The 26,512-nt window shown below is 34.5% G+C and carries 23 protein-coding genes; 21 read left to right on the forward strand and 2 right to left on the reverse strand.

Translation table 11 applies throughout. From position 1 onward, the window contains the following. Positions 1-8: 8 nt before the first annotated feature. The gene (locus R1T42_RS11955; protein ID WP_036583252.1) at positions 9-1,139 is read right to left on the reverse strand and encodes a DNA polymerase III subunit; all 1,131 of its coding nucleotides are present in this window, start codon (positions 1,137-1,139) and stop codon (positions 9-11) included. Positions 1,140-1,213: 74 nt separating this feature from the next. On the opposite strand from R1T42_RS11955, the gene R1T42_RS11960 reads away from it, so the two are divergent. The 3 genes from R1T42_RS11960 to R1T42_RS11970 are packed head-to-tail and all read left to right on the forward strand — an operon-like array spanning position 1,214 to position 4,976. Then, complete coding sequence (locus tag R1T42_RS11960; protein ID WP_036583249.1) at positions 1,214-2,398, forward strand: phosphoglycerate kinase; 1,185 nt, start codon at positions 1,214-1,216, stop codon at positions 2,396-2,398. A gap of 15 nt (positions 2,399-2,413) precedes the next feature. Continuing rightward, positions 2,414-3,991 (forward strand): lytic transglycosylase domain-containing protein, encoded by a 1,578-nt coding sequence (locus tag R1T42_RS11965; protein WP_036583246.1) that lies wholly within the window; start codon positions 2,414-2,416, stop codon positions 3,989-3,991. Positions 3,992-3,998: 7 nt separating this feature from the next. Beyond that, positions 3,999-4,976, forward strand: coding sequence for a DUF4837 family protein (locus tag R1T42_RS11970; protein WP_036583245.1), 978 nt, complete (start codon positions 3,999-4,001; stop codon positions 4,974-4,976). A gap of 75 nt (positions 4,977-5,051) precedes the next feature. Here the strand turns inward: R1T42_RS11970 and R1T42_RS11975 are convergent, their stop codons facing one another. Continuing rightward, positions 5,052-5,246, reverse strand: coding sequence for a twin-arginine translocase TatA/TatE family subunit (locus tag R1T42_RS11975; RefSeq protein WP_105072209.1), 195 nt, complete (start codon positions 5,244-5,246; stop codon positions 5,052-5,054). 238 nt (positions 5,247-5,484) lie between these two features. Between R1T42_RS11975 and R1T42_RS11980 the strand changes: the two genes are divergently transcribed. The 18 genes from R1T42_RS11980 to R1T42_RS12065 all read left to right on the forward strand — a co-directional run bounded on the left by R1T42_RS11980 (position 5,485) and on the right by R1T42_RS12065 (position 26,483). After that, the gene (locus tag R1T42_RS11980) at positions 5,485-6,351 is read left to right on the forward strand and encodes a M23 family metallopeptidase (protein WP_036583243.1); all 867 of its coding nucleotides are present in this window, start codon (positions 5,485-5,487) and stop codon (positions 6,349-6,351) included. Further along, positions 6,351-7,841 carry a GH3 auxin-responsive promoter family protein gene (locus tag R1T42_RS11985; protein ID WP_317290483.1) on the forward strand — a complete coding sequence of 497 codons (1,491 nt, stop codon included), beginning with the start codon at positions 6,351-6,353 and terminating at the stop codon, positions 7,839-7,841. The genes R1T42_RS11980 and R1T42_RS11985 overlap by 1 nt, the downstream gene beginning before the upstream one ends. A gap of 108 nt (positions 7,842-7,949) precedes the next feature. Beyond that, positions 7,950-9,677, forward strand: coding sequence for a DUF6909 family protein (locus R1T42_RS11990; protein ID WP_317290484.1), 1,728 nt, complete (start codon positions 7,950-7,952; stop codon positions 9,675-9,677). Positions 9,678-9,752: 75 nt separating this feature from the next. Then, positions 9,753-10,790, forward strand: a complete 1,038-nt coding sequence (locus R1T42_RS11995) for a hypothetical protein (RefSeq protein WP_317290485.1) — start codon at positions 9,753-9,755, stop codon at positions 10,788-10,790. Continuing rightward, positions 10,783-11,805: a dTDP-glucose 4,6-dehydratase gene (gene rfbB, locus R1T42_RS12000; protein ID WP_317290486.1), complete on the forward strand. Its 1,023-nt coding sequence runs from the start codon at positions 10,783-10,785 to the stop codon at positions 11,803-11,805. The genes R1T42_RS11995 and rfbB overlap by 8 nt, the downstream gene beginning before the upstream one ends. Next, positions 11,802-12,665, forward strand: coding sequence for a glucose-1-phosphate thymidylyltransferase RfbA (gene rfbA, locus R1T42_RS12005; protein ID WP_317290487.1), 864 nt, complete (start codon positions 11,802-11,804; stop codon positions 12,663-12,665). Before rfbB ends, rfbA begins: the two co-directional genes overlap by 4 nt. Next, on the forward strand, positions 12,662-13,198 hold the full coding sequence (gene rfbC, locus R1T42_RS12010; protein ID WP_042295147.1) for a dTDP-4-dehydrorhamnose 3,5-epimerase: 537 nt from the start codon (positions 12,662-12,664) through the stop codon (positions 13,196-13,198). Before rfbA ends, rfbC begins: the two co-directional genes overlap by 4 nt. A gap of 46 nt (positions 13,199-13,244) precedes the next feature. After that, positions 13,245-14,081 carry a dTDP-4-dehydrorhamnose reductase gene (rfbD, locus tag R1T42_RS12015; protein ID WP_317290488.1) on the forward strand — a complete coding sequence of 279 codons (837 nt, stop codon included), beginning with the start codon at positions 13,245-13,247 and terminating at the stop codon, positions 14,079-14,081. A gap of 34 nt (positions 14,082-14,115) precedes the next feature. Beyond that, positions 14,116-15,243, forward strand: a complete 1,128-nt coding sequence (gene gmd, locus R1T42_RS12020) for a GDP-mannose 4,6-dehydratase (RefSeq protein WP_317290489.1) — start codon at positions 14,116-14,118, stop codon at positions 15,241-15,243. Further along, positions 15,243-16,283 (forward strand): GDP-L-fucose synthase family protein, encoded by a 1,041-nt coding sequence (locus tag R1T42_RS12025; protein ID WP_317290490.1) that lies wholly within the window; start codon positions 15,243-15,245, stop codon positions 16,281-16,283. Before gmd ends, R1T42_RS12025 begins: the two co-directional genes overlap by 1 nt. A gap of 156 nt (positions 16,284-16,439) precedes the next feature. After that, positions 16,440-17,783, forward strand: coding sequence for an MBOAT family O-acyltransferase (locus tag R1T42_RS12030; protein ID WP_317291870.1), 1,344 nt, complete (start codon positions 16,440-16,442; stop codon positions 17,781-17,783). After that, entirely contained in the window at positions 17,783-19,219 is a 1,437-nt protein-coding gene (locus tag R1T42_RS12035) for a hypothetical protein (RefSeq protein WP_317290491.1), read from the forward strand. Before R1T42_RS12030 ends, R1T42_RS12035 begins: the two co-directional genes overlap by 1 nt. Positions 19,220-19,260: 41 nt before the next feature. Further along, on the forward strand, positions 19,261-20,517 hold the full coding sequence (locus tag R1T42_RS12040; protein ID WP_317290492.1) for an oligosaccharide flippase family protein: 1,257 nt from the start codon (positions 19,261-19,263) through the stop codon (positions 20,515-20,517). Further along, positions 20,510-21,580: a glycosyltransferase gene (locus R1T42_RS12045; protein WP_317290493.1), complete on the forward strand. Its 1,071-nt coding sequence runs from the start codon at positions 20,510-20,512 to the stop codon at positions 21,578-21,580. The genes R1T42_RS12040 and R1T42_RS12045 overlap by 8 nt, the downstream gene beginning before the upstream one ends. Before the next feature lie 98 nt (positions 21,581-21,678). After that, positions 21,679-22,869, forward strand: coding sequence for a hypothetical protein (locus R1T42_RS12050; protein ID WP_317290494.1), 1,191 nt, complete (start codon positions 21,679-21,681; stop codon positions 22,867-22,869). Continuing rightward, entirely contained in the window at positions 22,870-24,138 is a 1,269-nt protein-coding gene (locus tag R1T42_RS12055) for an O-antigen ligase family protein (protein ID WP_317290495.1), read from the forward strand. It abuts the gene before it with no gap. Next, a complete protein-coding gene (locus tag R1T42_RS12060) occupies positions 24,131-25,399 on the forward strand; it encodes a hypothetical protein (protein WP_317290496.1) in 1,269 nt (422 codons plus the stop codon). The genes R1T42_RS12055 and R1T42_RS12060 overlap by 8 nt, the downstream gene beginning before the upstream one ends. Then, positions 25,392-26,483, forward strand: a complete 1,092-nt coding sequence (locus R1T42_RS12065) for a glycosyltransferase family 4 protein (protein ID WP_317290497.1) — start codon at positions 25,392-25,394, stop codon at positions 26,481-26,483. Before R1T42_RS12060 ends, R1T42_RS12065 begins: the two co-directional genes overlap by 8 nt. Positions 26,484-26,512: the final 29 nt, after the last annotated feature.

A 26,512-nucleotide genomic window follows, 5' to 3' on the forward strand; every position in this document is an offset into this window, starting at 1 on the left:
AACTACTTTTAAGCAGATTTATGAATAAGACGAGTAAGTCCTATTGCTAGGTCTGTTAGAATGACTTTACCATTACCATTTCTTTCAATATGGTAAATAGCCTTCTCTATTTCATCACTTATAGGTTGTATACGATGACCTTCTATAAATGGAGCAAACTTTTCTAATTTAAAATCTGGCATTTGCGGTGTTAAATAAACCGCACTATTTGCTTTGTAATTAAGTAGCATTGCTTGTCTGAAATATTCTAGGCAATATAATAAAAAGCGTTTTTGAGTTTCTCGATTAGTAGCGGCTATCATATCTGCCCACGCAATTAAATCGTTAATTGCAGACTTGCGACCACGTGCTGCAAATGCGGTACGTACCCAGGTTACAAACCATTTTTCAAAATCAGTATCTTCAGATATGTTATGAATGGACTGTACAGCTTTATTATAATCACCATTTGACTGTCTTGCGATTTGTTGAGCACGTGTTATTTCTAAACCGTTTCTTTCAAGTAGTCCATTAGCGATAGATTCACTATTTAATTTAGGAACATGTAAAAGCTGGCACCTCGATTTAATAGTATTGATGATTTGATCTTCATCTTCAGCGATTAGTAAAAAGACTGTTTTTGCCGGTGGCTCTTCAATCAGTTTCAATAATTTGTTAGAAGCCTCGGTATTTAATTTATCCGCACCCCAAATTATTAAAACTTTATATCCACCTTCATAGGATTTGAGACTCAATTTAGAAACTATTCTTTTAGCCTCATCAACACCTATTTTACTTTGCTTTTTTTCAATCTCAATGGCTTGATACCAATCTGCAAGGCTACCATAAGGTTGTGTTTTTAAAAACTCTCGCCATTCTGCAATAAAATCATCAGATACTGCTTTGGCTTTAATCTTTGCATTATTTGCTACAGGATAAGCAAAATGTAAATCTGGATGTGCGATTTGATCCATTTGGGCATCACATCTATCATTATTAGAATTACATAATATACTTCTGGCATACGCCAGTGCTAGTGGTAAAACACCACTTCCTGTAGGACCTACCATTAATTGCGCGTGTGCAATCCTACCATTTTCAACCGTGGTTTGTAAATGTGTCTTAAGATGTTCTAGTCCTATGATATCTTGATATCGCATAATGCAAATATAAAAGTATAGGCGCGAGGTTGTATCATAACCGCTATATTTGTGACCATTCACAACATATAACTATGAAGACTATTAACGATATCAATTTTAAAGATAAAAAAGCCTTAGTAAGAGTTGACTTTAACGTGCCGCTCAATGATGATTTTGAAGTAACGGATGCGACTCGTATCCTTGCGGCAAAAGATACCATCATTAAAATTCTAGAAGATGAAGGCTCAGTAATACTTATGTCACATCTAGGTCGCCCTAAAGGAAATCAAGAAGAATTTTCTTTAAAGCACATCGTTGCCGCTGCTACAGATATATTAGGTGTTCAGGTAAAGTTTGTGGACGATTGCATAGGCGATGCCGCTCAACAAGCAGCTGCAAACCTACAGCCATGTGAAGTTCTCTTATTAGAAAACTTAAGGTTTCATAGTGAAGAAACTGCTGGTGATTCCGCTTTCGCGAAAGCTTTATCTCAATTAGGAGACGTATATGTAAACGACGCATTTGGTACCGCACATAGAGCACATGCATCTACAGCAATAATTGCTCAATATTTTGATGAAAAATGCTTTGGTCACTTAATGACAAGAGAGATTGAGAGCTTAAATAAAGTGTTGGAAACTCCAGATAAACCAGTCGTAGCGATTTTAGGTGGTGCAAAAGTTTCATCTAAGATTACCGTTATTGAAAATATACTCGATAAAGTTGATGATCTTATTATCGCAGGTGGTATGGCATATACCTTTATCAAAGCGCAAGGTGGTAAAATAGGGGATTCTCTCTGTGAAGACGATAAAATGGAATTAGCACTTGAAATTCTTGAAAAAGCCAAATCAAAAAATACTAACATACACTTACCTGTAGATGCTATTACTGCCGATGCTTTTTCTGAGCACGCAACCATAGATAATGCAGCTATTGACGCTATCCCAAATGGTTGGATGGGATTAGATATAGGAGAGAAGTCTAGATCACAATTTCATACTGTATTAATGCAGGCCAAAACTATTTTATGGAATGGTCCAGCAGGTGTTTTTGAGCTTGAGCCATTTTCTCATGGTACTATTTCTTTAGGTAAATCTGTCGCAGCATCTACTGCTGCAGGAGCATTTTCTTTAGTAGGTGGTGGTGATTCTGTTGCTGCGGTAAAACAATTTGGTTTTGATGATCAAGTAAGTTACGTCTCTACCGGTGGTGGTGCAATGCTAGAAATGCTAGAAGGTAAAACACTTCCTGGTATTGCTGCCATATTAGATTAATTCTTAAAACAATACATGTATAAATTCTTTTTATTCTTTTTTGCGTTATCTATGGTGACTATGGCGCAAGTCTCACCTGATAGTACGACTACTACAGGACGTATAATCACCTATGAAGAATTCAAAAAAAATCAGGAAAAAGAACAACAAATTACAACTGTAACAGACTCTATAAAACCAACTATAGAGGTAGTAACTGACACTACCTCTATGGTAAATATTCCTGTAATAACAATTGCTACTGCTGCGATTAATGAATATCCCGAGGTAGATAAATTTGATGAGAACTTACTTAAAGAGCTGTATAACAATGATATGTATGATTATATGTATGATGAAGTTATACAAATGGATTATAGTGAGGCTGTTATGAAAACGCTACCTACAGACACACTTAAAGCACGTCTGAAACGTATTAATGAGACCACACCTTTTCAAATAGATTATAATCCTGTACTAGAACAATTAATCAATAAAAAGCTGAGTCATCAACGTATCTATATGGAGCGTTTAATGACTTTGAGCGATTATTATTTTCCGCTATTTGAGGAAATGTTAGATAAATATGATATTCCACTAGAGATGAAGTATCTAGCTGTAGTGGAAAGTGCATTAGATCCTAGAGCAAAAAGTAGGGTAGGTGCTACCGGATTATGGCAATTCATGTTTGCTACAGGTCGCGATTTTGATCTTGAGGTAAATTCTTATGTTGATGAACGCATGGACCCTATAAAATCTACAGAAGCAGCATGTAAATTCTTAAAGAGTTTATATAATATCTATGGAGATTGGGATCTAGCATTAGCGGCATATAACTCTGGTCCCGGAAATGTGAATAAAGCCATAAGACGTAGTGGTGGATATAAAAACTACTGGAATTTAAGACCTTACTTACCACGGGAAACCGCTGGTTATGTACCTGCATTTCAGGCTATGGTATATTTATACACTTATGCAAGTGAGCATGGTTTTCAACCTGCACAAACAGCATATAAAACAATCGCAACTGATACCATACGTGTTAAGAAAATGATTTCCCTAGAGCATGTTGCTCAATTTACTGATGAGGATATAGAAACTATTCAATTTCATAACCCTAGTTATAAATTAGATATCATCCCAGCAGTATCTGGTAGAAATTATTATCTCAGATTGCCGGTAAGAGCAGCAGGGAAATTTGTGAGTAGTGAGGATGCGGTATACGCTTTCGCGAAAGCAGAATTAGACAAAAAAGAAAAACCTTTACCAGAACTCGTTAAAGCAGAGTCTCGTGTCGTTTATCGGGTTAAAAATGGAGACTATCTAGGTAAAATTGCTAATAAATATGGAGTGAAAGTTAGCCAATTGAAAAGATGGAACAGCCTGCGTAGTAATAATTTAAAAATTGGACAACGGTTGTATATACATCCTAGAAAACCTATTACGAGTGGCTCTACTAGTTCAAAAAAAGCACCTGGTAGTTATAAAGTAAAAAGTGGTGATAGCTTATGGAAAATCGCAAACACCTATGGCATAACTATTGCTCAAATTAGAAAATTGAATCCTGGTAAAACCGAAGATTTACAACCAGGTACCACTTTAAAACTTAAATAATACTCTTATGAGATCCATAGTTTACATATTTCTCGCAATGATCACATTAACTGGTTGCAACGATGCGCCGGTAATCGTAACAGATAGCGCTGGTAGAATGAATGATATTTTATTAGTGATTGACAATGATTTATGGGAGAATGAAGTAGGTGATAGTATTAGACAGATTCTAGCAGCACCTGTAGATGGATTAGTGCGTGAAGAACCACAGTTCTCTCTTAACCAGATAGAGCCAGATTCATTTGCAGGATTGTTGATGAAAAACCGTAATTATTTAAAGGTTGAGACTTCTAATAAGGAGCCAGGTGTAACCGTCACGACCGGTTTATATGCAAATCCACAGACTGGTGTTATCATAAGAGGTAAAGATGCTGCTGGTGTTATAGAGCAAATCATTACTAACGCACAGCAAATTAAAACCATATTTAATGATGGTGAGATTAAGGAAAAGCAACGCTTGATGAAAAAAGTAGGGCTTAATGTTGATCAGATTAAAGAACGATTTGGCATTGAACTGATAGCGCCTAGATCATACCGATACGCGGCACCAGATGATAAAGATTTTTTCTGGTTGCGACGCAATATTAAAGAAGGTACGATGGATATTATGATCTATGAAGTAGATCGTGATAAGATTCCTCAAGATTCTAATGTCGTAGCTAGTATTACTAAAGTAAGAGATTCTGTAGGTTCTTTAAAAGTGCCAGTGGATAATGGAGAATTTATAACTGAACGTGCTTTCTCACCTTATGTAAATGAAAGTCAGGTGGACGGTAAATTTGCTTATGAAACAAAAGGATTATGGGAAGTGAGCGGACAGTTTATGTCTGGACCTTTTCTTAATTATGCTATTTATAACAAAGAAAAAAATAACTGGCTAGTTATAGAAGGTTACATTTTTGCACCTAGTGCAAAGCAACGCAATTACCTTTTTGAACTAGAATCGATATTAAAAAGCGTGAAATTTATATCCCAAGAAGATTAAATAACACTTTGTGATTATAATTAAAAAAGCCCTTTCAACATTGTTGAAAGGGCTTTTAATATGATATGATTTAGACTAGTTGTTAGAGTCTATTTGATCATTATTTGCTTTGTCTTCTTTAGTAGCGTCTTTAAATTCTTTAATTCCACCACCTAAACCGCGCATCAATTCTGGTATTTTTTTACCTCCAAAAATTAATAACACTACTAGCGCTATTAATATAATACTACCATAACCAGGCATTCCTAAAATAAAGTTTGCTAACATAATATGTGTTTTAAAAACATTACAAAGATACAATGAACTCTTTCAAACTTTTAATAATGACGTTAAAATTACTTGTTTTATAAAAAGTAAAAGGGTAGCCCATTCCTATTGAGCTATAATTATCCTTAAGAAGACAATTTTAAAGCATACTTAAAGTTGATGATTAGTAAGAATAGCATTGTATAGAAATAACGTGCGAGCTATTATATTATTTTATCTTTGAAATTCGTTAAAGACGCTCATGGCTACTAAAAAGGAAAAAGGAAAACTTAAGAGAAAATGGTTGCATCGCTATCGAATGGTGGTGCTCAATGACGATACTTTTGAAGAACGCTTTTCTTTAAACTTAACTAGATTAAATGTTTTTATAGTTACAGTACTATCTGCTATCATCCTTATAGGATTAACTACGGTCTTAATAGCATTTACACCGTTAAGAGAATTCATACCTGGTTATGCCAGTACTAAACTTACTAAAGATGTTATAACCCTAGAAAATAAAACAGACTCTTTACTGACCTCAATTCAATTGCAACAACAAAAATATGATCGTATTCAAATGGTATTAAGTGGTAACATCACTGCCGCAGAATATGCTAGAATAGACAGTATTGCAAAAGTAGAAACTGCAAATCAAGAGAACTTACCAATACCTATTGAAGAAGATAGCTTATTGCGAGAAGAAGTGGATCGTGAGGATAAGTTTAACGTGATAGAAGGAGCAACTAGTCGTACTAATTTTATATTCTTTACACCTGTAACTGGTACTATATCAGATGGTTTTAATGCAGAAAAAAAACATTATGCCGTAGATATTACATCTGCAGCAAATTCACCAGTAAAAGCTGCGGCAGATGGCACAGTGATTTTTGCAGGTTGGAGTACAGACACTGGAAACACCATACTTATGGAACATTCTTATGGTGTAATTACCGTTTATAAGCACATGGCTACATTAAGTAAAAAACAAAACGATCAAGTACAAGCTGGTGAGGTAATCGGAATTGTAGGTAATACGGGTGAGTTAACTAATGGACCACATTTACATTTTGAATTGTGGATGGACGGCTATCCACAAGACCCAACTAATTTTATCAACTTTCAGTAATGTCAATAAAATCATTCGCAGCAAAGGTTTTTGCAGCTATCATTGATAGGCAAACTCGTAAATGGTCTACTCAACCAGTGGCTACACAAGAAAAGGTTTTTAAACATCTCATTAAGACTGCTCGAGATACCGCTTTCGGTAAATCACATTCTTTTCAAGATATAGATTCACACGCTACTTTTATTGAAAAAGTACCCGTAAGAGATTATGAAGAATTAAGGCCATTTGTAGATAGAGTTGTGGCCGGAGAATCAGATATTTTATGGCCTGGAAAACCATTGTATTATGCAAAAACCTCTGGGACTACTAGTGGTGCAAAATATATTCCTATTACTAAAGAGTCTATGCCAGAGCATGTCAATGCTGCTCGTAATGCCATTTTAAGTTACATCCACGAGACAGGTAAAGCAGCTTTTGTAGATTACAAAATGATTTTCTTGCAAGGTAGTCCTGAAATGGAAGATAAGAATGGTGTTCAGTTAGGTAGATTAAGTGGAATTGTAGCCCATTATGTACCGGGATACTTACAAAAAAACCGTCTGCCGTCCTGGAAAACTAACTGTATTGAAGATTGGGAAACTAAGGTAGAAGCAATTATTGATGAAACCTTACCTGAGAATATGGGTGTCATTTCTGGAATCCCTAGTTGGGTACAAATGTATTTTGAACGCATTGTACAACGAACTGGCAAAAAAGTAGGTGATGTATTTCCAGAATTCAACCTCTTCATTTATGGTGGTGTAAATTTTGAGCCATACAGGCCTAAATTTGAACAGCTTATAGGTAGAAAAGTAGATAGCATTGAGCTTTTTCCAGCAAGTGAAGGATTTTTTGCATATCAAGATAAACAAGATGTGAAAGGAATGCTATTGTTATTAGATGCTGGAATTTTTTATGAGTTTATTCCTGCAGATCAATTTTTTGAAGAAAATGCACCACGTTTAACTATAGGTGAGGTGGAGATCGGTGTGAATTATGTGCTTATTATTTCTACAACTGCTGGTTTATGGGCATATAACATAGGTGATACAATTGCTTTTACCTCTACCAGTCCGTATCGCGTTATAGTAACTGGTCGTATCAAGCACTACATCAGTGCAAGTGGAGAACATGTCATAGGTAAAGAAGTAGAGCATGCCATGAAAGAAGCCGCTGCCATACACAATGTTGTGATTAATGAATTTACTGTTGCACCACAACTTGCCCCAGATAATGATGAATTACCTTATCATGAGTGGTTTATAGAGTTTGGTGAAAAACCTAAAGACCTAGAAAAGTTTAAAGCAACTTTAGATCTTAAAATGCGCGAGCAAAATAGTTACTACGATGATTTAATAGTTGGTAAAGTTTTGCAACCTCTTATTATTAAGCAAGTTGTTGAAAATGGATTTAAGCAATACATGAAAACCATAGGGAAATTAGGTGGACAAAATAAGTTACCGCGACTCTCTAATGATCGTAAGATTGCTGAGGTCTTAGAGAGATTATAATTTAAATAATTTTCTAAAATTAATTTTACAATCATATAACAGGCTGCAAATAGTTGTTATCGCTGTATAGACTAGTTAAATAACTATCTTTGCTAGGAAATTTATTATATGCCTATACTTAACGTAGAACCACGCACAAGAGCCCAAGAAAGTACAAATGCTATCGAGCGCATGTATATAACCATGCGACACTTATTTAATCGTGGCTTTTATAAACCTATGGGCGTGAGTGGAGAATCTTTAAGAGAATCACTCCTTACCTTAAGGCCAGAGATCTACGGCTCTATTGCTGAGGAGAAAATAGAACTAAGTGGTTTACTTTATGTGATGGACCGTTTACCAGAAGGTATTGAAGAGTGTTCTTACATCAATTTAACTAGTGATGAAGGTTATCAAGGTTCGCATTTTAAAGCGATTATTCCTAAAAAGAGACGTCGCAACTGCTATCGTATCGATAAGCACCAGATGAATATAGAGGTTACTCGAGGACGCTCAGAGATTTATGATATACTGACGCACCTAACTTTTCTTATGATAGAATCTCATAAGATTATGAAGCAAGTACTAGTCGGTGATAATGGTAGTACAACTCGCGACTGGAAATGTCTAGAAGCAGTAATAGGAAAAACAAAACTAACACAGCAAGAAAAAGAAGTTGCCGTTACACATGTAGCAACTATATTAGGGCGCACTTTTGAAGAAGTGATGAGCGTTTATAATGATTTTGCAACTGCAAAAAATCCTCATCAGTTTTTAAGTACCATCTATCATTTAGGTAATCTTGCAAAGAAGGAAATCCTAGATGAGGAAAAGAGATTGGTGACATTCTCTCCTGTTTTAAGAGAACGTCTGGGTCACCATATTCATGGAGATAAATGGGCGTTACGCATCAAGCAACATCTAGTAGACCACAATCTTTTTGATAGACCATTACATATCATTAGTGCAAATCTGCACAGTGTAATGAATTCACTTTACGGTCCTAAAGCACTTGAGGCAAAGCTTAAAAATAGTGACCGCATGGAGTTGTTTGCGACTCTTAGTAATGACGCTGCAAAAAAAGATCGCGATGCTATTAAAAAGCACGCGCTCGCAAATGGAATGTCCTACCTTAAGGATGAAAGCGGTACTAATATAGACGTACAGATTTTTGATATGTCTCAGTGCCAGTACATGGAAGTAGACTTTTGTTCAGTTAGCTTCCGCGAAAGCGAGGAAAACACAAAGCCAGTGCTTATAGTCATGGATTATGCTTTTGGAGAACAAGCTTATGAGACCATGGATGAATTGTTAAAGCCATATAAAGATGAGAATGGTAAGCTGCATTTAATGAACATGAAGTCAATTAACATCATGGGTAAAGCAGGTATTCTAGAAGGTGATAAAGGAGATATCATGGTTCCAGATGCCCACGTTTTTGAAGGTACTGCAGACAACTATCCATTTAAAAATAAACTGACTAAAAAAGATTTAAAAACAGATGGTATTAATGTAGTAGCCGGTTCTATGGTTACTGTATTAGGGACATCTTTACAAAATAAAGATCTATTACAGTTTTTCTATAGTTCGAGCTGGCGTGTGATAGGTCTAGAGATGGAAGGTGCACATTATCAAAAAGCGATACAAGCTGCCTCTAGAGTACGTCGCAGTATCAATAAAAAGATTAATGTGCGATATGCATATTATGCTAGTGATAATCCTTTAAAAACAGGTCATACACTTGCCAGTGGTGGATTAGGTCTTACAGGAGTAAAACCAGTATACGTCATTACTGAAAAAATCCTTGAACAGATCATGGAGAACAGTGTTGCTTCAGAAATAAGTACAGAATTATAATTTAAGCCTCCTATTATCGTTTTTAGGTAGAAGTAAACTTCAATTATATTTGAATAAATAAAATCATCGATTTTCATGGAAAACCAACCACAGAATAATCAAGAGCAAGAAGTAGATTTAGTTCCCGTTTTTGTCTGGATTAGTAATGGATTTAAAAACATTTTTACCGGTATAGGTAATTTACTTAAAGGTATAGGTCACTTTTTAATATTATTCCTGATTTTTATTCAGAAAAATTTAATCATTATCGCAATTACTTCTATTGCCGGTATTGCATTAGGTTGGTATTTGAACTTAAAATCGAGTGATCAATTTACTGCACAAATAGTAGTGAAGCCCAACTTTAAAAGTGCAGGTCAGTTAATTTCTAATATTAACTATTATCAGTCGTTAGTAGAACAAGAGGACTTTGAAAAGTTATCTCAAGAATTAAATACCTCTGAAGATAAAACTTCAAAAATCACTTCGTTAAGTATACGTCCAGAGTTTAATGATACAGAACTTTTAGAAGAATATGATCAACTGGCTAGAAAGTCCGATACGATGGCTTTAGAGAACTTCACTTTTGAAGGTTTTAAAGCAGCAAAACGTGATCAAGATTATCAGTTTCAATTAATTGAAGTAGCTTCTAGAGATAGAACCGTTCTTGAAAATTTAATAGATGATGTCATTAGAGTAAAAGAAAACTCAATTATTAAATCAGAGCAACAAGCACTTAAAGAAACTGCAGATTTTGATCTTAAATCAATGAATTATCAATTAAAAGAATTAGACTCCTTAATCGCTGCTTATCAAACAGCTATTAAATCTAGTGATGTACAAGGTGGAAATGGCACTAATTTATATTTAGGAGATCAAAAACCATCTGAAGCATTAAAAAACTTATTTGATCAAAAAAGAAATATACTCTATCAAATGTCTAGGGTAAGACAAGATAAGTATAGCTATAGTAACACCATTAATGTCGTGTCTCAGTATATCAAAAAAGGTACGATAGAAAAAAGGCATTACCGACTTAAAGGAGCTTTTATAGGTCTAGGATTTGGACTTTTAATTGCATTATTCCCGCTAGTTTGGAGGTTTTTGAAAAACTACGAAAAACAGAATGCTTAAAATATTAGTTACCGGTGGAGCAGGTTTTATAGGAAGTAATCTTATTGAATACTTACTTACAAATACTGGTGCCCACATTTATAATTTAGATAAGCTTACCTATGCTGCAGACTTAGGTTTTGCACATAACTTCAAGCATGATCGTCTCACTTTTATAGAAGGAGATATATGCGACGCGGTATTTATTAATAAGCTATTTAAAAACTATCAATTTGATAAAGTGTATCATCTCGCGGCAGAGTCCCATGTAGATAATAGTATTGAAAATCCTCAGGTCTTTATAGAAACTAATGTAAACGGAACTTTTAACTTGTTGCATGCGAGCTATCAATTATGGATGGAAAAACCACGAGTTTTTAAACCTGATTTTAGCACAAAACAACAACAATCTAGATTTCTCCACATCTCTACAGACGAGGTTTATGGAAGCTTAGAAGATGACGGTTTTTTCACAGAGAAAACACCTTATGCACCTAGCAGTCCGTACAGCGCCAGTAAAGCAGCCAGTGATCATTTAGTGATGAGTTATGTGCATACTTATGGTTTTCCTGCGGTAATCACAAACTGTAGCAATAACTATGGACCTAGACAGCATGATGAGAAGTTAATACCTGTCGTGATAAGAAAAGCATTAAATGGTGAATCTATTCCCATTTATGGTGATGGTAAAAACGTGCGTGATTGGTTATATGTAACAGACCATTGTCAAGCTTTACATACTGTTTTAGAAAAAGCTAGTCAAGGAGAGAATTATAACATAGGTGGAAAAAACGAAATAAGAAACATAGATATAGCAAATCATATTTGTTCCATATTAGATGAGGTTCAACCTCGTAAAGATGGACAACCTTATGCGGCACAAATAACTTATGTAAATGATCGTCCAGGACATGACTACCGTTATGCAATTGATCCATCAAAGATTGAAGAAGACTTCAATTGGCAACCGGCAGAAACCTTTACTACCGGAATCAAAAAAACAGTAGAATGGTATCTCAAAAAATATAACCCATGAAAGGAATAGTTCTAGCCGGTGGTAGTGGTACTAGACTGCATCCACTTACGTTAAGTGTGAGTAAGCAGTTAATGCCTATCTATGATAAGCCTATGATATATTATCCTATCTCAACATTAATGAGTGCAGGAATTCAGGAAATATTAATCATCTCTACACCACAAGATCAACCACTTTTTAAAAATTTATTAGGTGATGGATCTCAACTGGGCTGTAGGTTTGAATATGCCGTTCAAGATAATCCTAATGGTCTGGCAGAAGCGTTTATTATAGGCGCTGATTTCATAGGAGAAGATAGTGTTGCTCTAATTTTAGGAGATAATATTTTCTATGGAACAGGTCTTGAAAAAGCACTTCAAGAAAGCGTGAACCCAGAAGGTGGAGTTATTTTTGCTTATCATGTAAATGATCCACAACGATATGGTGTGGTAGATTTTGATGAAAATATGCGAGTAACCAGCATAGAGGAAAAACCTATAGAGCCACGTTCAAACTATGCCGTTCCTGGAATTTATTTCTATGATAATGAGGTAGTAGAAATTGCAAAATATATACAACCATCACATCGTGGTGAATTAGAAATTACAGACATCAATAACGTATACCTTAATCGGGGCAGACTTAAAGTAAATGTGCTCGATCAAGGAACTGCATGGCTCGATACAGGCACCTTTGAATCCTTAATGCAAGCCAGTCAGTTTGTACAAGTAATCGAACAGCGTCAAGGCTTGAAAATAGGCTCTATAGAAGAAGTAGCTTATCGCAAACGATATATTGAGAAGCAACAACTCAAAAACCTCGCACAACCTCTTATAAAAAGTGGTTATGGAGATTATTTGATGAGACTTACAGAGAAATGATTGTAAAAGAAACTCCGTTGAAAGACTGCTACATCATCGAGCCACCTGTTTTTGGTGATGATCGCGGTTATTTCAGTATTAGACATGATAAATACGCTTTCGCGAAAGCGTTTCCTAATCACCCACCATTTGTATTACATAACGAGTCTTTTTCAAGCTATGGAGTGCTGCGTGGTTTACATCTACAAAAAGGAGATGCTGCGCAAGCAAAGCTAGTGCGTTGTGTACAAGGTAAAATTCTTGATGTAGCAGTAGATTACAGACCAGATTCTCCAACCTTTTTAAAACATTTCACCATTGAATTAAGTGGTGATAATCATAAACAACTCTTAGTTCCTAGAGGATTCCTGCATGGCTTTTCTGTCCTGTCAGATACAGCAATCGTAAATTATCAAGTAGATAACACTTACCAACCAGAGACTGAATTTGGGATACGATATGACGACCCAACGTTAAATATAGATTGGCAATTACCAGATAGTGCTGTTTTACTATCTGAAAAAGATGAAAAATTAGATTTTTTAAAATTATAATGTCAGTCTGAGCTTGTAGAAGACGATGTTTGATAAATACAAACCCTTGAAAAAAATTCTCATTACAGGAGCAAACGGAATGTTAGCTACAGCGATAAAAAACGCTTTGTCTGGTTGTGATGTTTATGCATTTTCAAGTCAAGAATTAGACATCACCTGTTCACAAAGCTTACATAAAAAGATAGCAACGGTACAACCCGATTATATCATCAATTGTGCAGCATACACAGCTGTAGATCTTGCCGAAACCGAACAAGAAAAATCATTTAAAATCAATGCTCTTGCTGTTGAAAAAATGGCTCAAATTGCTAAGCAATACCACGTAACACTCGTTCATTTTTCTACAGATTATGTTTTTAAAGGCGATGCAGCAATGCCATACCAACCTGATCAAGACACAAATCCTATAAACGTTTATGGAGCCAGTAAGTTAGCTGGAGAAAAAGCCATTTCTCGAGTAAATGGTAAACATTATATTTTTAGAATCTCTTGGTTGTATGCAGCAAATGGCAAGAATTTTTTCAAATGGGTAGCAGGTACTGATGTAAAGGAGTTAAACATTGTGAATACGCAAACTGGTTCACCTACCAGTGCAATAGATGTGGCAAATTTTATCAATCATGTAATTGATAATGAACCTAAGAATTACGGTATTTACCATTTTACAAATCAAGGTGAGATGACCTGGTACGCTTTCGCGAAAGCGATAAATCAAAAATTAGATTTAAATAAAACTATCAATCCAGTAGCCACTTTTAAAACAGATGCAAAACGACCAGCTTATAGTGTGCTGGATTGTAAAAAAACAGAACAGGTTTTCAATTATTCAACTCCATCTATTAGCGATGGATTAGATAAGGTAGTGGCTAGGTATAAGTCTTAAGGAAACCTTATTTTTACAGCTTTACAATTAGAATATGTCTGAAAAGAATCATAAAGTAGCATTAATCACTGGTGTAACCGGTCAGGATGGTGCTTATTTAAGTGAGTTTTTATTAAAAAAAGGATATGAAGTGCACGGTATCAAGCGCCGTGCTTCATTGTTTAATACAGATCGTATCGATCACCTGTATCAAGATCCACATGAGACTGATGTGAAGTTCAAATTGCATTATGGTGACCTTACAGATACGACTAACCTGACTAGAATCATCAAGGAAACTCAGCCAGACGAGATTTATAATCTTGCGGCTATGTCTCACGTTCAAGTTTCTTTTGAAATGCCAGAATACACCGCAAATGCCGACGGAATAGGTGCGTTGCGTATCCTAGAATCTGTACGCTTGCTAGGAATGGAAAAGAAGACTAAAGTTTATCAAGCTTCTACATCAGAATTGTATGGTAAGGTGCAAGAAATTCCACAATCAGAAACGACTCCATTCTATCCGCGCAGTCCATATGCGGTGGCAAAAATGTATGCCTACTGGGCAACGGTAAATTACCGTGAAGCTTATGGTATGTTTGCTTGTAATGGGATTCTTTTTAACCATGAATCTCCAGTACGTGGTGAAACATTTGTAACGAGAAAAATTACGCGTGCGACCTCAAAAATAGTTAAAGGACTTCAAGACAAAGTGTATTTAGGTAATCTAGATGCCAAAAGAGATTGGGGACATGCTAAAGATTATGTACGCATGATGTGGATGATCCTACAACACGGTGAGCCAGAAGATTGGGTTATCGCGACAGGAACGACGACTAGTGTAAGAGACTTTGTGCGTATGGCTTTTCAATACATAGGTATTGAGTTAGAATTTAATGGTGAAGGCGTGGACGAGAAAGGAACGGTGAAGTCCTGCTCCAATCCAGATTACCAACTAGAAATAGGAAAAGAAGTAGTGGCTGTTGATCCGCGTTATTTCCGTCCTACAGAGGTAGATTTATTAATCGGTGACCCTACTAAAGCCAAAGAAAAACTAGGTTGGGTTCCAGAAATCGCCCTTCAAGAACTCGTTAATGACATGATGAAAAGTGATTTACATTTAATGTCTCGAGAAGAATATTTGAAAAGTGGTGGTTATAGAATTAACAACTACTTTGAATAATGAATAAAGATTCAAAAATATACGTCGCTGGACATCGTGGTCTTGTAGGAAGCGCCATCGTTAGTGAGTTAAAAAAATTAGGTTACACAAATTTTGTTCTTAAAACTCACAAAGAGTTAGACCTTACAAATCAACAAGCCACAGCAGACTTTTTTGTAACTGAAAAACCAGAATTCGTCTTTCTTGCAGCGGCGAGTGTAGGTGGTATCGTAGCAAACAACACTTACAGGGCAGATTTTATCTATAAAAATCTCATGATCCAGAATAACGTGATTCATCATAGTTATTTAAATGGAGTTAAGAAATTATTGTTTCTGGGAAGCACTTGTATTTATCCTAAAATGGCACCACAACCTATGCCAGAGGACAGTTTACTTACTGGACCACTAGAATATACAAACGAGCCTTATGCGGTGGCAAAAATCGCTGGTATCAAAATGTGCGAGAGCTATAACCTGCAATATGGCACCAATTTTATCTCTGTAATGCCTACTAATTTATATGGTCCTAACGATAATTTTGATCTAGAGAAATCTCATGTATTACCAGCCCTAATTCGTAAAATGCACCTAGGTAAATTATTAATGGTTGGTAATGAGCAGGCATTAATGGATGATTTAGGTGTTGATGATATCGCTTTCGCGAAAGCGGAATTACACAAACACGGTATCACCGAAAAAGGCATCGCGTTGTGGGGAACTGGATCGCCTAAACGTGAATTCTTATGGTCGCACGACATGGCAAAAGCCTGTGTGTACTTAATGGAAAACAAAGATTTTGCTGATGTAAAAGGAATCGAAAAAGACATAAGAAATACACACCTCAATATAGGAACCGGAGAAGATATCGCTATAAAAGACCTGGCCGTAATGATTAAAAAAACGGTAGGTTATGAAGGAACGCTGGATTGGGACAGTTCAAAACCAGACGGCACACCACGCAAACTTACAGACGTTTCAAAGCTGCATGAACTAGGCTGGAAACATGAGATTTCATTAGAAAAAGGTGTGGAGATGATGTATGAAGCTTATATGAAATAATCGATACATATGTCCTTTATTTCCATATCCTATTTATTGTTTTTTCCAGTTATAGCACTGTTATACTATGTGTTACCTCATAAGTTGAGATGGATTTTATTATTAGTAGGAAGCTATTTTTTTTACATGTCTTGGAATGTAAAATATGCGCTTTTGATGCTGCTTTCCACAGTAATTACTTATTTGAGCGGAATTTTAATCAGTAAAGTAAATCAATGCGAATTAACCGAAAAGCTTAAAATAAAAAGGAAGAAGCTATGGCTTACCTTGAGTTTAGTCTCTAATTTAGGAATCCTTATTTTCTTTAAGTATTTTAATTTTTTGAATTCGGCAGTTGCTGATTTCTTTTCATTAATTCATGTAGAATGGGGCTTTGAAAATATTGATGTTTTATTACCTGTAGGTATTTCTTTCTACACTTTTCAGGCTTTAAGTTACTCGTTAGATGTTTATTATGATAGGATAAAAGCGACGCATCATTTTGGGAAATATGCATTATTTGTTTCATTTTTCCCTCAACTAGTCGCTGGTCCTATAGAGCGATCTTCTCATTTGTTACCTCAACTTGATAAGGTAATTAGCTTTGATTATAGTAGAATTAGAAGTGGTTTAGGACTTGTGGTATGGGGAATCTTTAAGAAGGTTGTTATTGCTAATAGGCTTGCTGTAGTTGTAAATCAGGTATATAGCGACCCAGGTTCTTATAGTGGTTTTGAGACCATTATCGCAACTATATTTTTCTCATTCCAGATTTACACAGACTTCTCTGCATACACAGATATTGCACGTGGTAGTGCTAGAATACTCGGTTATGATTTAATGAAAAACTTTAATCAGCCTTATTTTGCGACATCAATTCCCGATTTTTGGCGTAGATGGCATATTTCTTTAACTACTTGGTTTAGAGATTATCTATATATACCATTAGGTGGAAATCGAGTTAGTAAATGGCGATGGTATGTAAATATTATGATCGTTTTCTTGGTGAGTGGTTTCTGGCATGGAGCAGCTTGGAGTTTTATAATTTGGGGATTCTTACATGGGATTTTCCAAATGATTGATTTGTGGACACAAAAATCAAGACACAAAATGAATTCGTTTATGAAAATTAAAGAGAATTCATTTGATGTTTTATTTTTCAAAAGAATTTGGACATTTATATTGGTAAGTTTTGCATGGATTTTCTTTAGAGCAGAGACCTTTGATAAAGCTATTTTAATTATAAAAAATAGTTCAGAAATATCTTTCTACCAATTGATTGATGGATCTATGTATAAATTAGGTTTAGATTCTAAAGATTTTACTTTATCCCTATTATTAATTTTGGGCCTATTAGTATTTTGGGTACTAGATAAAAAATACCCTATTAGAAAATGGATTTTTGAAAAACATGTAGTTACTCGATATACCGTGTACTTACTATCAGTGTTTTTTATATTAATATTTGGCTTTTATGGAGCGACGTATAATACGGATGAATTTATATATTTTCAATTCTAATGAAAAAGCGCTTTATCAATAGATTCATACGGTTAACAATTTTAGTTGCATTGTTTGTAATGCTATTTCAATTATTTTCTTCTATTTTCACTCCTAAGAGAATTGACCTTCCATGGAATTCAACGGCAAGAATTAAAGGTTTTTATGAAATAGAGAACAACAGTTTAGATGTTGTTTTTTTAGGGTCTTCTCATGCGTTTTGTACATTTAATCCAGCCGTTTTTTATAAAGAAAATGGGATTAGGAGCTATGTCTTTGGTTCTGAAGAACAACCATTGTGGCTAAGTTATCATTATTTTAAAGAGGTTTTGAAACATCAAAAACCTAAGGTTGTAGTATTAGAAGCATTCTTTATTTCTGAAAGCAAGGAGTTTAAACGTGATGGAGTGAATAAACTAGCGCTAGACGATATTCCTTTATCATATAATAAATATGAATCTCAACAAGTAGCTTTTGAGGATAATCTAGAAGGTTTAAATCCCTTGTACAATTACCATGATCGATGGAAAGATTTAAGTGAAGCGGATTTTGAAGAGCCACAAGTTGGAGAGTTGAAAGGTTATACACCTCTTTATAAAGTAACTCCTAAGGAGATTAAGTTTTTTGAATATGAGAAAAAAAACTTACCGGGAAAAAGCAGGCTTTACCTTGATAAAATTATTCAGTTAGCAAAAGACAATGATATAGAACTGGTGCTTGCTTATGCCCCATACACTATTAATAAATTACACAACCAGCATATAAATCAATTAGCTAAAATTGCCTCAAACGACGATGTTGCTTTTATCAATTATGTAGACTCTACCTTACTAAAAGAAATAAACTTTAATAGTGCCAAAGATTTTGAAAATGGGCATACAAATGTACATGGAGCAACTAAGGTTTCAACTCACTTATCTAATTATTTAAGCTTAAAATATCAGTTTCCTGTTCATACAAATCTCGAAGATTATGAGAGACTTACCTTTAAATACTACGGTAAGGACTCTCTTAAGGAAATTAATAATTTCCAAGACTACATCAATTTTTTAAGTAAACTAGATGTCTATGTGGCTGTCACAGCTATGGATGCTATAGATAAAGAAGCTCTAAAACCTTTTGAAATTCTAGGGTCTATAATTAATTTTAAGGATAAATACAGAACTTCTTATATAGGTCTATTTAATAAACATAGAAGTTTTGTGGAAGAAAGTATCGATAGTCTGCCATTATCCATTTTATCATATCCAGAAAATCACCTTACCATAAAAATGGAGAGTGCTAGTTTTAAAAAAGGTAATCATTCACGTATTTATGTGAATCAAAAAAATCATTTGGACGGTAAAAGTAAAAGAGGCTTTAATATTATTGTTATAGACCCAACAAGTAAGGAAGTTCTAGATGTGGCTAGTTTTGACACCATGAAAAAGGACATTAAAAAATGGACTAGATATTAAAATCACTTTTGTGACGTTTAAATAAGTAACCTAACCATTACATGAGTAAGCTTTCTAAAAAATTCTCTGGAGAAGAAAAAACAGTGGCCAAAAACTATGGTGCACTTGTGATTCTTCAGGGATTGAATTATTTACTACCATTACTCATTATTCCATTCTTAGAACGACAGTTAGGGTTAGAAAAGTTTGGACTCGTGATGCTAGCACAGTATCTCATGGTTTTTTGCGTGGTATCTACAGACTTTGGTTTTAACCTAACAGCTACGCGTGAGATAGCTCTTATTAAGGAACAAAAAGGTGATTATTCAATCATTTATTTTAAGGTGTTTTGGGCACGTATGATTTTATTAGTACTTGTGTTTCTTATTCTTATGGCTGTGGTTTTTAGTTTTGAAAGATTCTCTCAAAACTGGGCTGTCTATTTATTAAGCTATGGAGTCGTAATAGGGCAAGCTATTTTTCCGGTGTGGTTTTTTCAGGGAATTGAAAAAATGAGGTTAATTACGATCATTAATGTAATTGCAAAAGTGATTTTTACAGTGCTCTTATTTCTGTTTATTACAAAGCCAGGTGACTTTTTAAATGTTCCCATTTTTAATTCCATAGGCTTTATAACTGCTGGAGTCATAAGCTTTATAATGAGCTTAAAACATGTTTCTTGGCGATGGCCAGATTTTGACGGGACTAAAAACTTTTATAAGGAGAGTTTTCTAGTATTCAGCTCAAATATAGCCTCTCAAGTTAGTGTTGCTGCGAACGGATTAATTCTCGGTTTTTTTGCAGGAGATGCTGTAGTTGGGGTATACAGCGCGTTTGAAAAACTTATTCTTGCAGCAAAGAATATGTATGTGCCTATTTATCAAGCTATTTATCCATACATGTCACGTAAAGAGCTCAAAGAAAAGAGAACAATGATGAGTAAATTGATTCCTATCATTGCTGGAATAGGAATTTTAGGATATGCAATTATTTATTTCTTAGGTGATTGGGTCATAGAGCTGCTATATAAAGATCAACGTATAATCGATAATATTTCATTATTTAAAGTTTTAGGATTAATAGCTGTCTTTTCTGGATTGAGTATGTTATTTAATGTACTGTACGCTCCTGCAAGAAAATTATTCAAGTATAGAATGCAAATTATGATTATGGCCGCTATTTTTAATCTTGTGTTTAGTTTTATTTTTGTTCCTATTTATGGGTTAAAAGCTACAGTATTAGTGGCTACTATCACAGAGTTATTTCTATTATTTTTGGCCGTTTTATATTACAAGAAAGATTTAAAAACTTATGCTTAAGCCTCTAGTGATCATACAGACAGTAGTGCCTAGCTATCGCATTAAAGTATTTGATGAGATACAAAAACAGCTTAAGGATGGATTTAAAATTTATTGTGGCGATTCTTTTTTTGATTCAACTATTAAGACCTCTATAAATTTTAAAAGTACTGGTACGTTGAAGAATCATTATATCCTTGGCCGTAGATTTTTATGGCAAACTGGACATTGGAACGAAGTTTTTAAAGATAACGTTCTCGTGCTAAGTTTAAACCCAAGAGTGATTTCTCATTGGATAATTTTGTTGTTGAGATTGCTTTCGCGAAAGCGAACTATATTATGGGGACATGCATGGCCACGATCTGGTCAGAATTCAAAATCTGACAAGCTACGTCACTTAATGCGTTTTTTTGCCAGCGAGATCATAGTGTATACAGAGCAACAAAGACGCGAGCTTCAAGAGAAAATGGCTTACAAAAAAATTACTACAGCGCCCAATGCTGTCCTTTATAGACATGAAATGTCCAGCGAGACAGATAATGAGGTAAATGATGTTATTTACGTGGGCAGATTAATTGAAGATAAAAAGCCTTTATTACTTTACCAAGGGTTTAAAAATGCGTTGGACAGTTTACCTGAAAAGGCCAAACTCATAATTATAGGGGATGGACCACAACGGTTAAAACTTGTAGAGTTAAGCAAGAAAGATGATCTAGAACATCGAGTTACCATACCGGGAAAAATCACGGACATAGATGTTCTTAAGAGTTATTATAGTAAAGCATTAGTTAGCGCTTCTCCAGGATATGTAGGATTGAGTATCACCCAAAGTCTAGGTTATGGTGTCCCAATGATTATCGCACGTGATGAACATCACAGTCCAGAGTTAGAGGCCGCAAAGGAAGATTTTAACGCACAATTTTTCAATTCTGATGATGAAAATAACCTTGCCCAAGGTTTAGTATTATTTTTTAACGAGAAAGATAAATGGTTGAATCGAAGAACTGAGATTGTAGAGTATTGTAAAAATACTTACAGTATTGAGATTATGACTCGTGCATTTGTTAACCTGGTAAAGGTATAATAGTAATGATTTTACTGGCACTCTTTTTTTTATTTTTATTGATTCTCATTACCCGAGTGGTAAAGTTCAATATTATTAGCCCTATTTACATCTACTTGATGTTTTATATAATAGCGCTAGGTTTAAGCGTACCTTATTACTATTATTTTGAAGATAAAGTTTCTTTATACAACTTTGATTTTATAACTACTGAGCAATTTGATTTAGCAGTGACTTATCACTTAATTGCACTTATTGCTTTTTGTATAGGTGTACTTATTTACTACGATTTTTCAAGGGTTAAAACTAAACTACTACTCAACAAATCTTTTGTAAAGAGTTTATTCATTAATCCCAATATTCAAGTGAATATATTACCTGCGATTCACGTGATTATGTTTATTATTATCTTGTTTTGTGGTATAACATACGGTAAACAGATTTTTTACCGTGAGATGTACTTAGTAGACGGGAATCGTACATTAATAACACTCTTTAAGTTATTGAGCTTTGTAGCTACTTTAATGCTCTCTATAGTTTTTAGAAAAAATAAGGTAATAGCGCTTTTCTACTTTACCACCATTATGCTCATAGGAATAGGAACAGGTTCTCGATTAGCCTTTGTATATCTAGCTGTTTTTGCATTGTTAATTTATCAAACTAGTAAAAACACTACCAAGGATAAAATAATTTTAGTACTGAATATTATGCTTTCTTTTATTTTTCTATCATTTCTAATGACGCTGCGCATGTTGCCAGATCATGGGATACTACCTTATTTGAGTAGTGTTTTTAATAATTCAAAAGCGGTCGGTGACAGTATTGTATTTAATACTTATTATTCTTTCATTTTTGGAGTATTTGTCAGTGCTAAAACTCTGATGGAAAACATGCCAGATTGGAACAATATTTTGATAGCGGTAAATCCTGTAACAGGAAATATGGCTGGCTGGTATGAGATAGCACCTAATATGCGTTTAAATCGTTTTGCACCTATGAGTGCAAATGGTGAAGTGTTTACCATGGGTAAAACGTTTACTTTTATTTTTTTCACGGTAATAGGTGTTATATTTACTTATTTTGAAACACAAATGCGCAAGTTTTTTAAAAACAAAAAACGGGTTATAGGATTTATAATAGCCTTACTTTCTATACTGTTTGTAGGGATGTCTTTTGAGTATAACCTACGTTCTACAATGAGATATATTTATTACATCACATTTGTTATTGTGGTTGCAGGGTATTTAAGTAGATATTCTTATAAAATAGGCTTAGTACCTATTCCCAAAAACAGTAAAATTGAGGATTAAATGATAAAAGCATTTCTTTCAAAATTTGAGACCTTAGAGGAAAGACTGTTATCATTTTTAATGCTAGCTATTGGGTTATTTCCTTTATTTCCTAATAAGCTCAAACCTTTACCAGTAGTCTTGTTAGTCCTTTTGACTATTTGGGTTGCGTTTAAAAAAAAGCCTAAATCTGTTGAAAAGAAAAAAATTTGGCAACCTATAGTACTATCATCACTTATAGTGATTTATGCCATAAGTTTACTCTACACACAAGACCTTAAAACAGGATTTAAAAGACTAGAAACTGGAGCATCATTATTTCTGGTTCCATGGTTGTTTTATTTCTTAGGCTCTAGAATTAAATTAAGTAGAGCGCATTTAAAAATAGTGTTCCATACTTATTTCTGGGCCGCTGTCTTGTATGCTGTGATTATCATCATTTTCTTCATGTCTATAGGTTATTATAGTGGCGAGCATAACCTAGAGTACTGCCTATCTTGGTTGGATGGAATGTTATGGGGACTGAGTCAGCATGCTATTTATGCGTCTATGATTTTAGGGATCGCTTTATTAATAACACCATTTATTTTCAAAGATTATAAAGGCTGGAAAAAAGTACTCATCGCAATAGGCTTTTTAATGCTGATCTATATGCTTTTTCTAATGTTTAGAAAAGGCGTGGTAGCAGCCATTATTATTGCTGCATTCACTTATTTTTTGACTAATTTCAAGAAAATTAAAAAGGTCAGTGTTCTACTCATTACTTCAGTGGTTCTTATAGCTGGCATTTTTATGAAAGACAAAATATCAGAACGAGTTACTGAGGTTTTTAGAAAAGAAACTTACAGTCAAGTAGACATAGAGAAGTCTACTAGTATGCGTTTTGCAATTTATAATTGTGTTGTAGATGATATTAAAAAAAGTCCATGGATAGGTCATGGAATAGGTGATGGCTATGAGCTTATAGAAAATTGTTTAAGAGATAAACATGGAATTATCTTTCAAGATAGTAAACTCAGGAAGAATGCTCATAATCAATATCTCGGAATCTGGTTGTATACAGGACTAGCTGGTTTGTTATTATTTGTATTTCAGCTATTCCTTTATTACAAAAAAGCCATAACCGATAAAAATGTCTTATTTATTCAATTACTTGTATTCTTTTCAATAGTATTGCTCACGGAAAATATATTGGACAGAGCAACAGGTGTTCTTTTGTTTGCACTTTTTCTCAATATGTTCTTTTTTATGAAGCTAAAAGCAGAAAATAAAATCCTTCAAAATGACTGATTCATTACAACCGTCAAAACATTTTGAAAACTTGTTTTTTGTAGCGCTTATTTTGCTGTTTGCAACACCGATACTACCGCAAATCCTCAAAATAGCCGCTATCGCTTTATTTATTGTAGTTTGTTTAAGTGAAGGGATAAAAAACAAATCTAGATTCAAGTGGAGTTTTTTCTTGTTTAATGCGAGCTTATATATCATGTATCTCTTGAGTGTTTTGTATTCTCAAGACATGGACTATGCTTTTGCAAAACTAGAAGTGGCTGCATCACTCCTAGTATTTCCATTGAGTTTTGCCGTGGTGTCTAAATCTCTTATTGATTCTGTCATTGAAAAAATTAAATATCTATTCTATACATACATCACAGCCGTATTACTGGTAAATATTTATCTGGTAGCTAGCTTTCTTATGGATGGCAATGCATGGACTCAGTTTATAGACTATGCACCATATGTAAATAAACTTGAATATTATCCTGGAATACACTCTTTGTATTTGAGCATGCATAATGCTGTAGCAATTATTATGGTGTTCTATCTACTACGTACAGAGCGTGTTTTTAAAGCTGGAATCCCACTTTTTATTGTAGGTTTTTTATTAGGTATTGGGTTGATATTGCTATTAAAAAAAGGACCTGTTTTTGCTCTTTTAGTAGTTACTACATTATTGAGTTTTAGGTATAAATTGATTCGTGTTTGGGCTTTTTATGGTGTGTTTATCATAAGTCTTGGATCCTTACTAGTGGCTTTTCCTAGTACTGTACAACGCTTCAATCAGCTTTTAAAAATGGAAAAGGTAGAGACAACTAAAAACTCTGCTCAAATACAAAAAGTAGTTCTCAATTGTGCCAAAGAAGAAATGGAAGACGCAGGAATCTTTGGTTTTGGACTAGGCGATGGAAAAGGAGAACTTATAGACTGCTACGGTGGAGTAGATCAAGATTTGGTTAATAGCTCATATAATTCCCATAATCAATATATAAGTTTGGTGTTGATGGTAGGTTTTATAGGCTTATTTATATTTCTAGCCATGCTGTTTTTTAATGTGATGAATGCGGTGCGATCAGGAGTTTTTATCACTATTGCCTTTATACTGTTCTATGCAATAGTTATGTTTTCTGAGAACCTACTCGAGCGTCAAGAAGGAGTTGTTTATTTTGCCCTTTTAATTAATTTACTTTACTTCTTGAATAAGAAAAATCAGCAAGCGGTGCGACGCAACCCTAATCAAGAAGAGCTTCTTAATAGTATTACAAATGAGTAAAAAAAGGATATTACTCATAGGACCATTTCCTGAACCTACCACAGGAGTATCGCTAGCAAATCAAGTGGTGTATGACGAGTTCTCAAAAAATGATGCTTTTGAAGTAAGTAAAGTAAATACAAGCTTCTCCAGTTTTGATGAAAAGCTAGGAGCAGTAAGTTTTAAAAAACTTTGGTTTTACCTCAAACTTCAAGTTTATTTCTTGAAAGTATTTCAAAATGACATTATTTACATCACGCCAGGACAAACGTTCTTTGGTGTGGTTAAATATGCCTTATATATTTTGGCGGCTACGCTTTCGCGAAAGCAAATCTTACAACACATACATGGTAATTTTTTGGGAAAACAGTATCATTTACTTAGTGGAATCAAAAAGAAAGTGTTCTATTACCTAATGTCTAAAACCGATAAGGGAATCGTACTTTCAGAATCTTTGAAGCCAAATTTTGAGCCTTTTATAGCTTCAAAAGATATTTATGTACTCAAGAACTTTGTGATCGATGAGTTATTCTTTGATGATGAGGTTATAAAGAAAAAAGATTATAACAGCTTAAAAATTGTTTACTTAAGTAATTTAATGGCAGAGAAAGGAATCTTTGATTTACTAGAATCACTAACGATGTTAGAAAAAAAAAACATTCCATATTCAGCAAAAATTGCTGGTAACATCGCTCCCGAAAATCAACAAAAAGCAAACTCTTATTTCAATAAACTACAGCACACAGAATATATAGGCGTAGTAGGCAAAGAGCAAAAGGCAGAATTATTCAAATGGTCTAACGTTTTTGTGCTACCTACCTATTACACCATGGAAGGACAACCTATTTCTATACTAGAAGCAATGGCTACTGGTAATGTAGTGCTTACCACACCACATGCAGGAATTCCAGATATTTTTAAAAATGAAATTAACGGCTTTTATGTGGTAATACAAAACCCAGAAAGTATTACAAAGCAAGTAGAACATATAATTGACCATAAGGATGACCTAGTTACTATAGCAATATATAATGTAAAAGAAGCCAGAGAAGCATATCGCGTTCGCAAGTTCGTCTATAATCTTCAGGAAATTATCAAAGCTTAAAAAGACTAGAAATAATTACCTTGCAATCT

Origin of the sequence: Nonlabens ulvanivorans, assembly GCF_032922765.1 — a bacterium.
Classification (GTDB): domain Bacteria; phylum Bacteroidota; class Bacteroidia; order Flavobacteriales; family Flavobacteriaceae; genus Nonlabens; species Nonlabens ulvanivorans.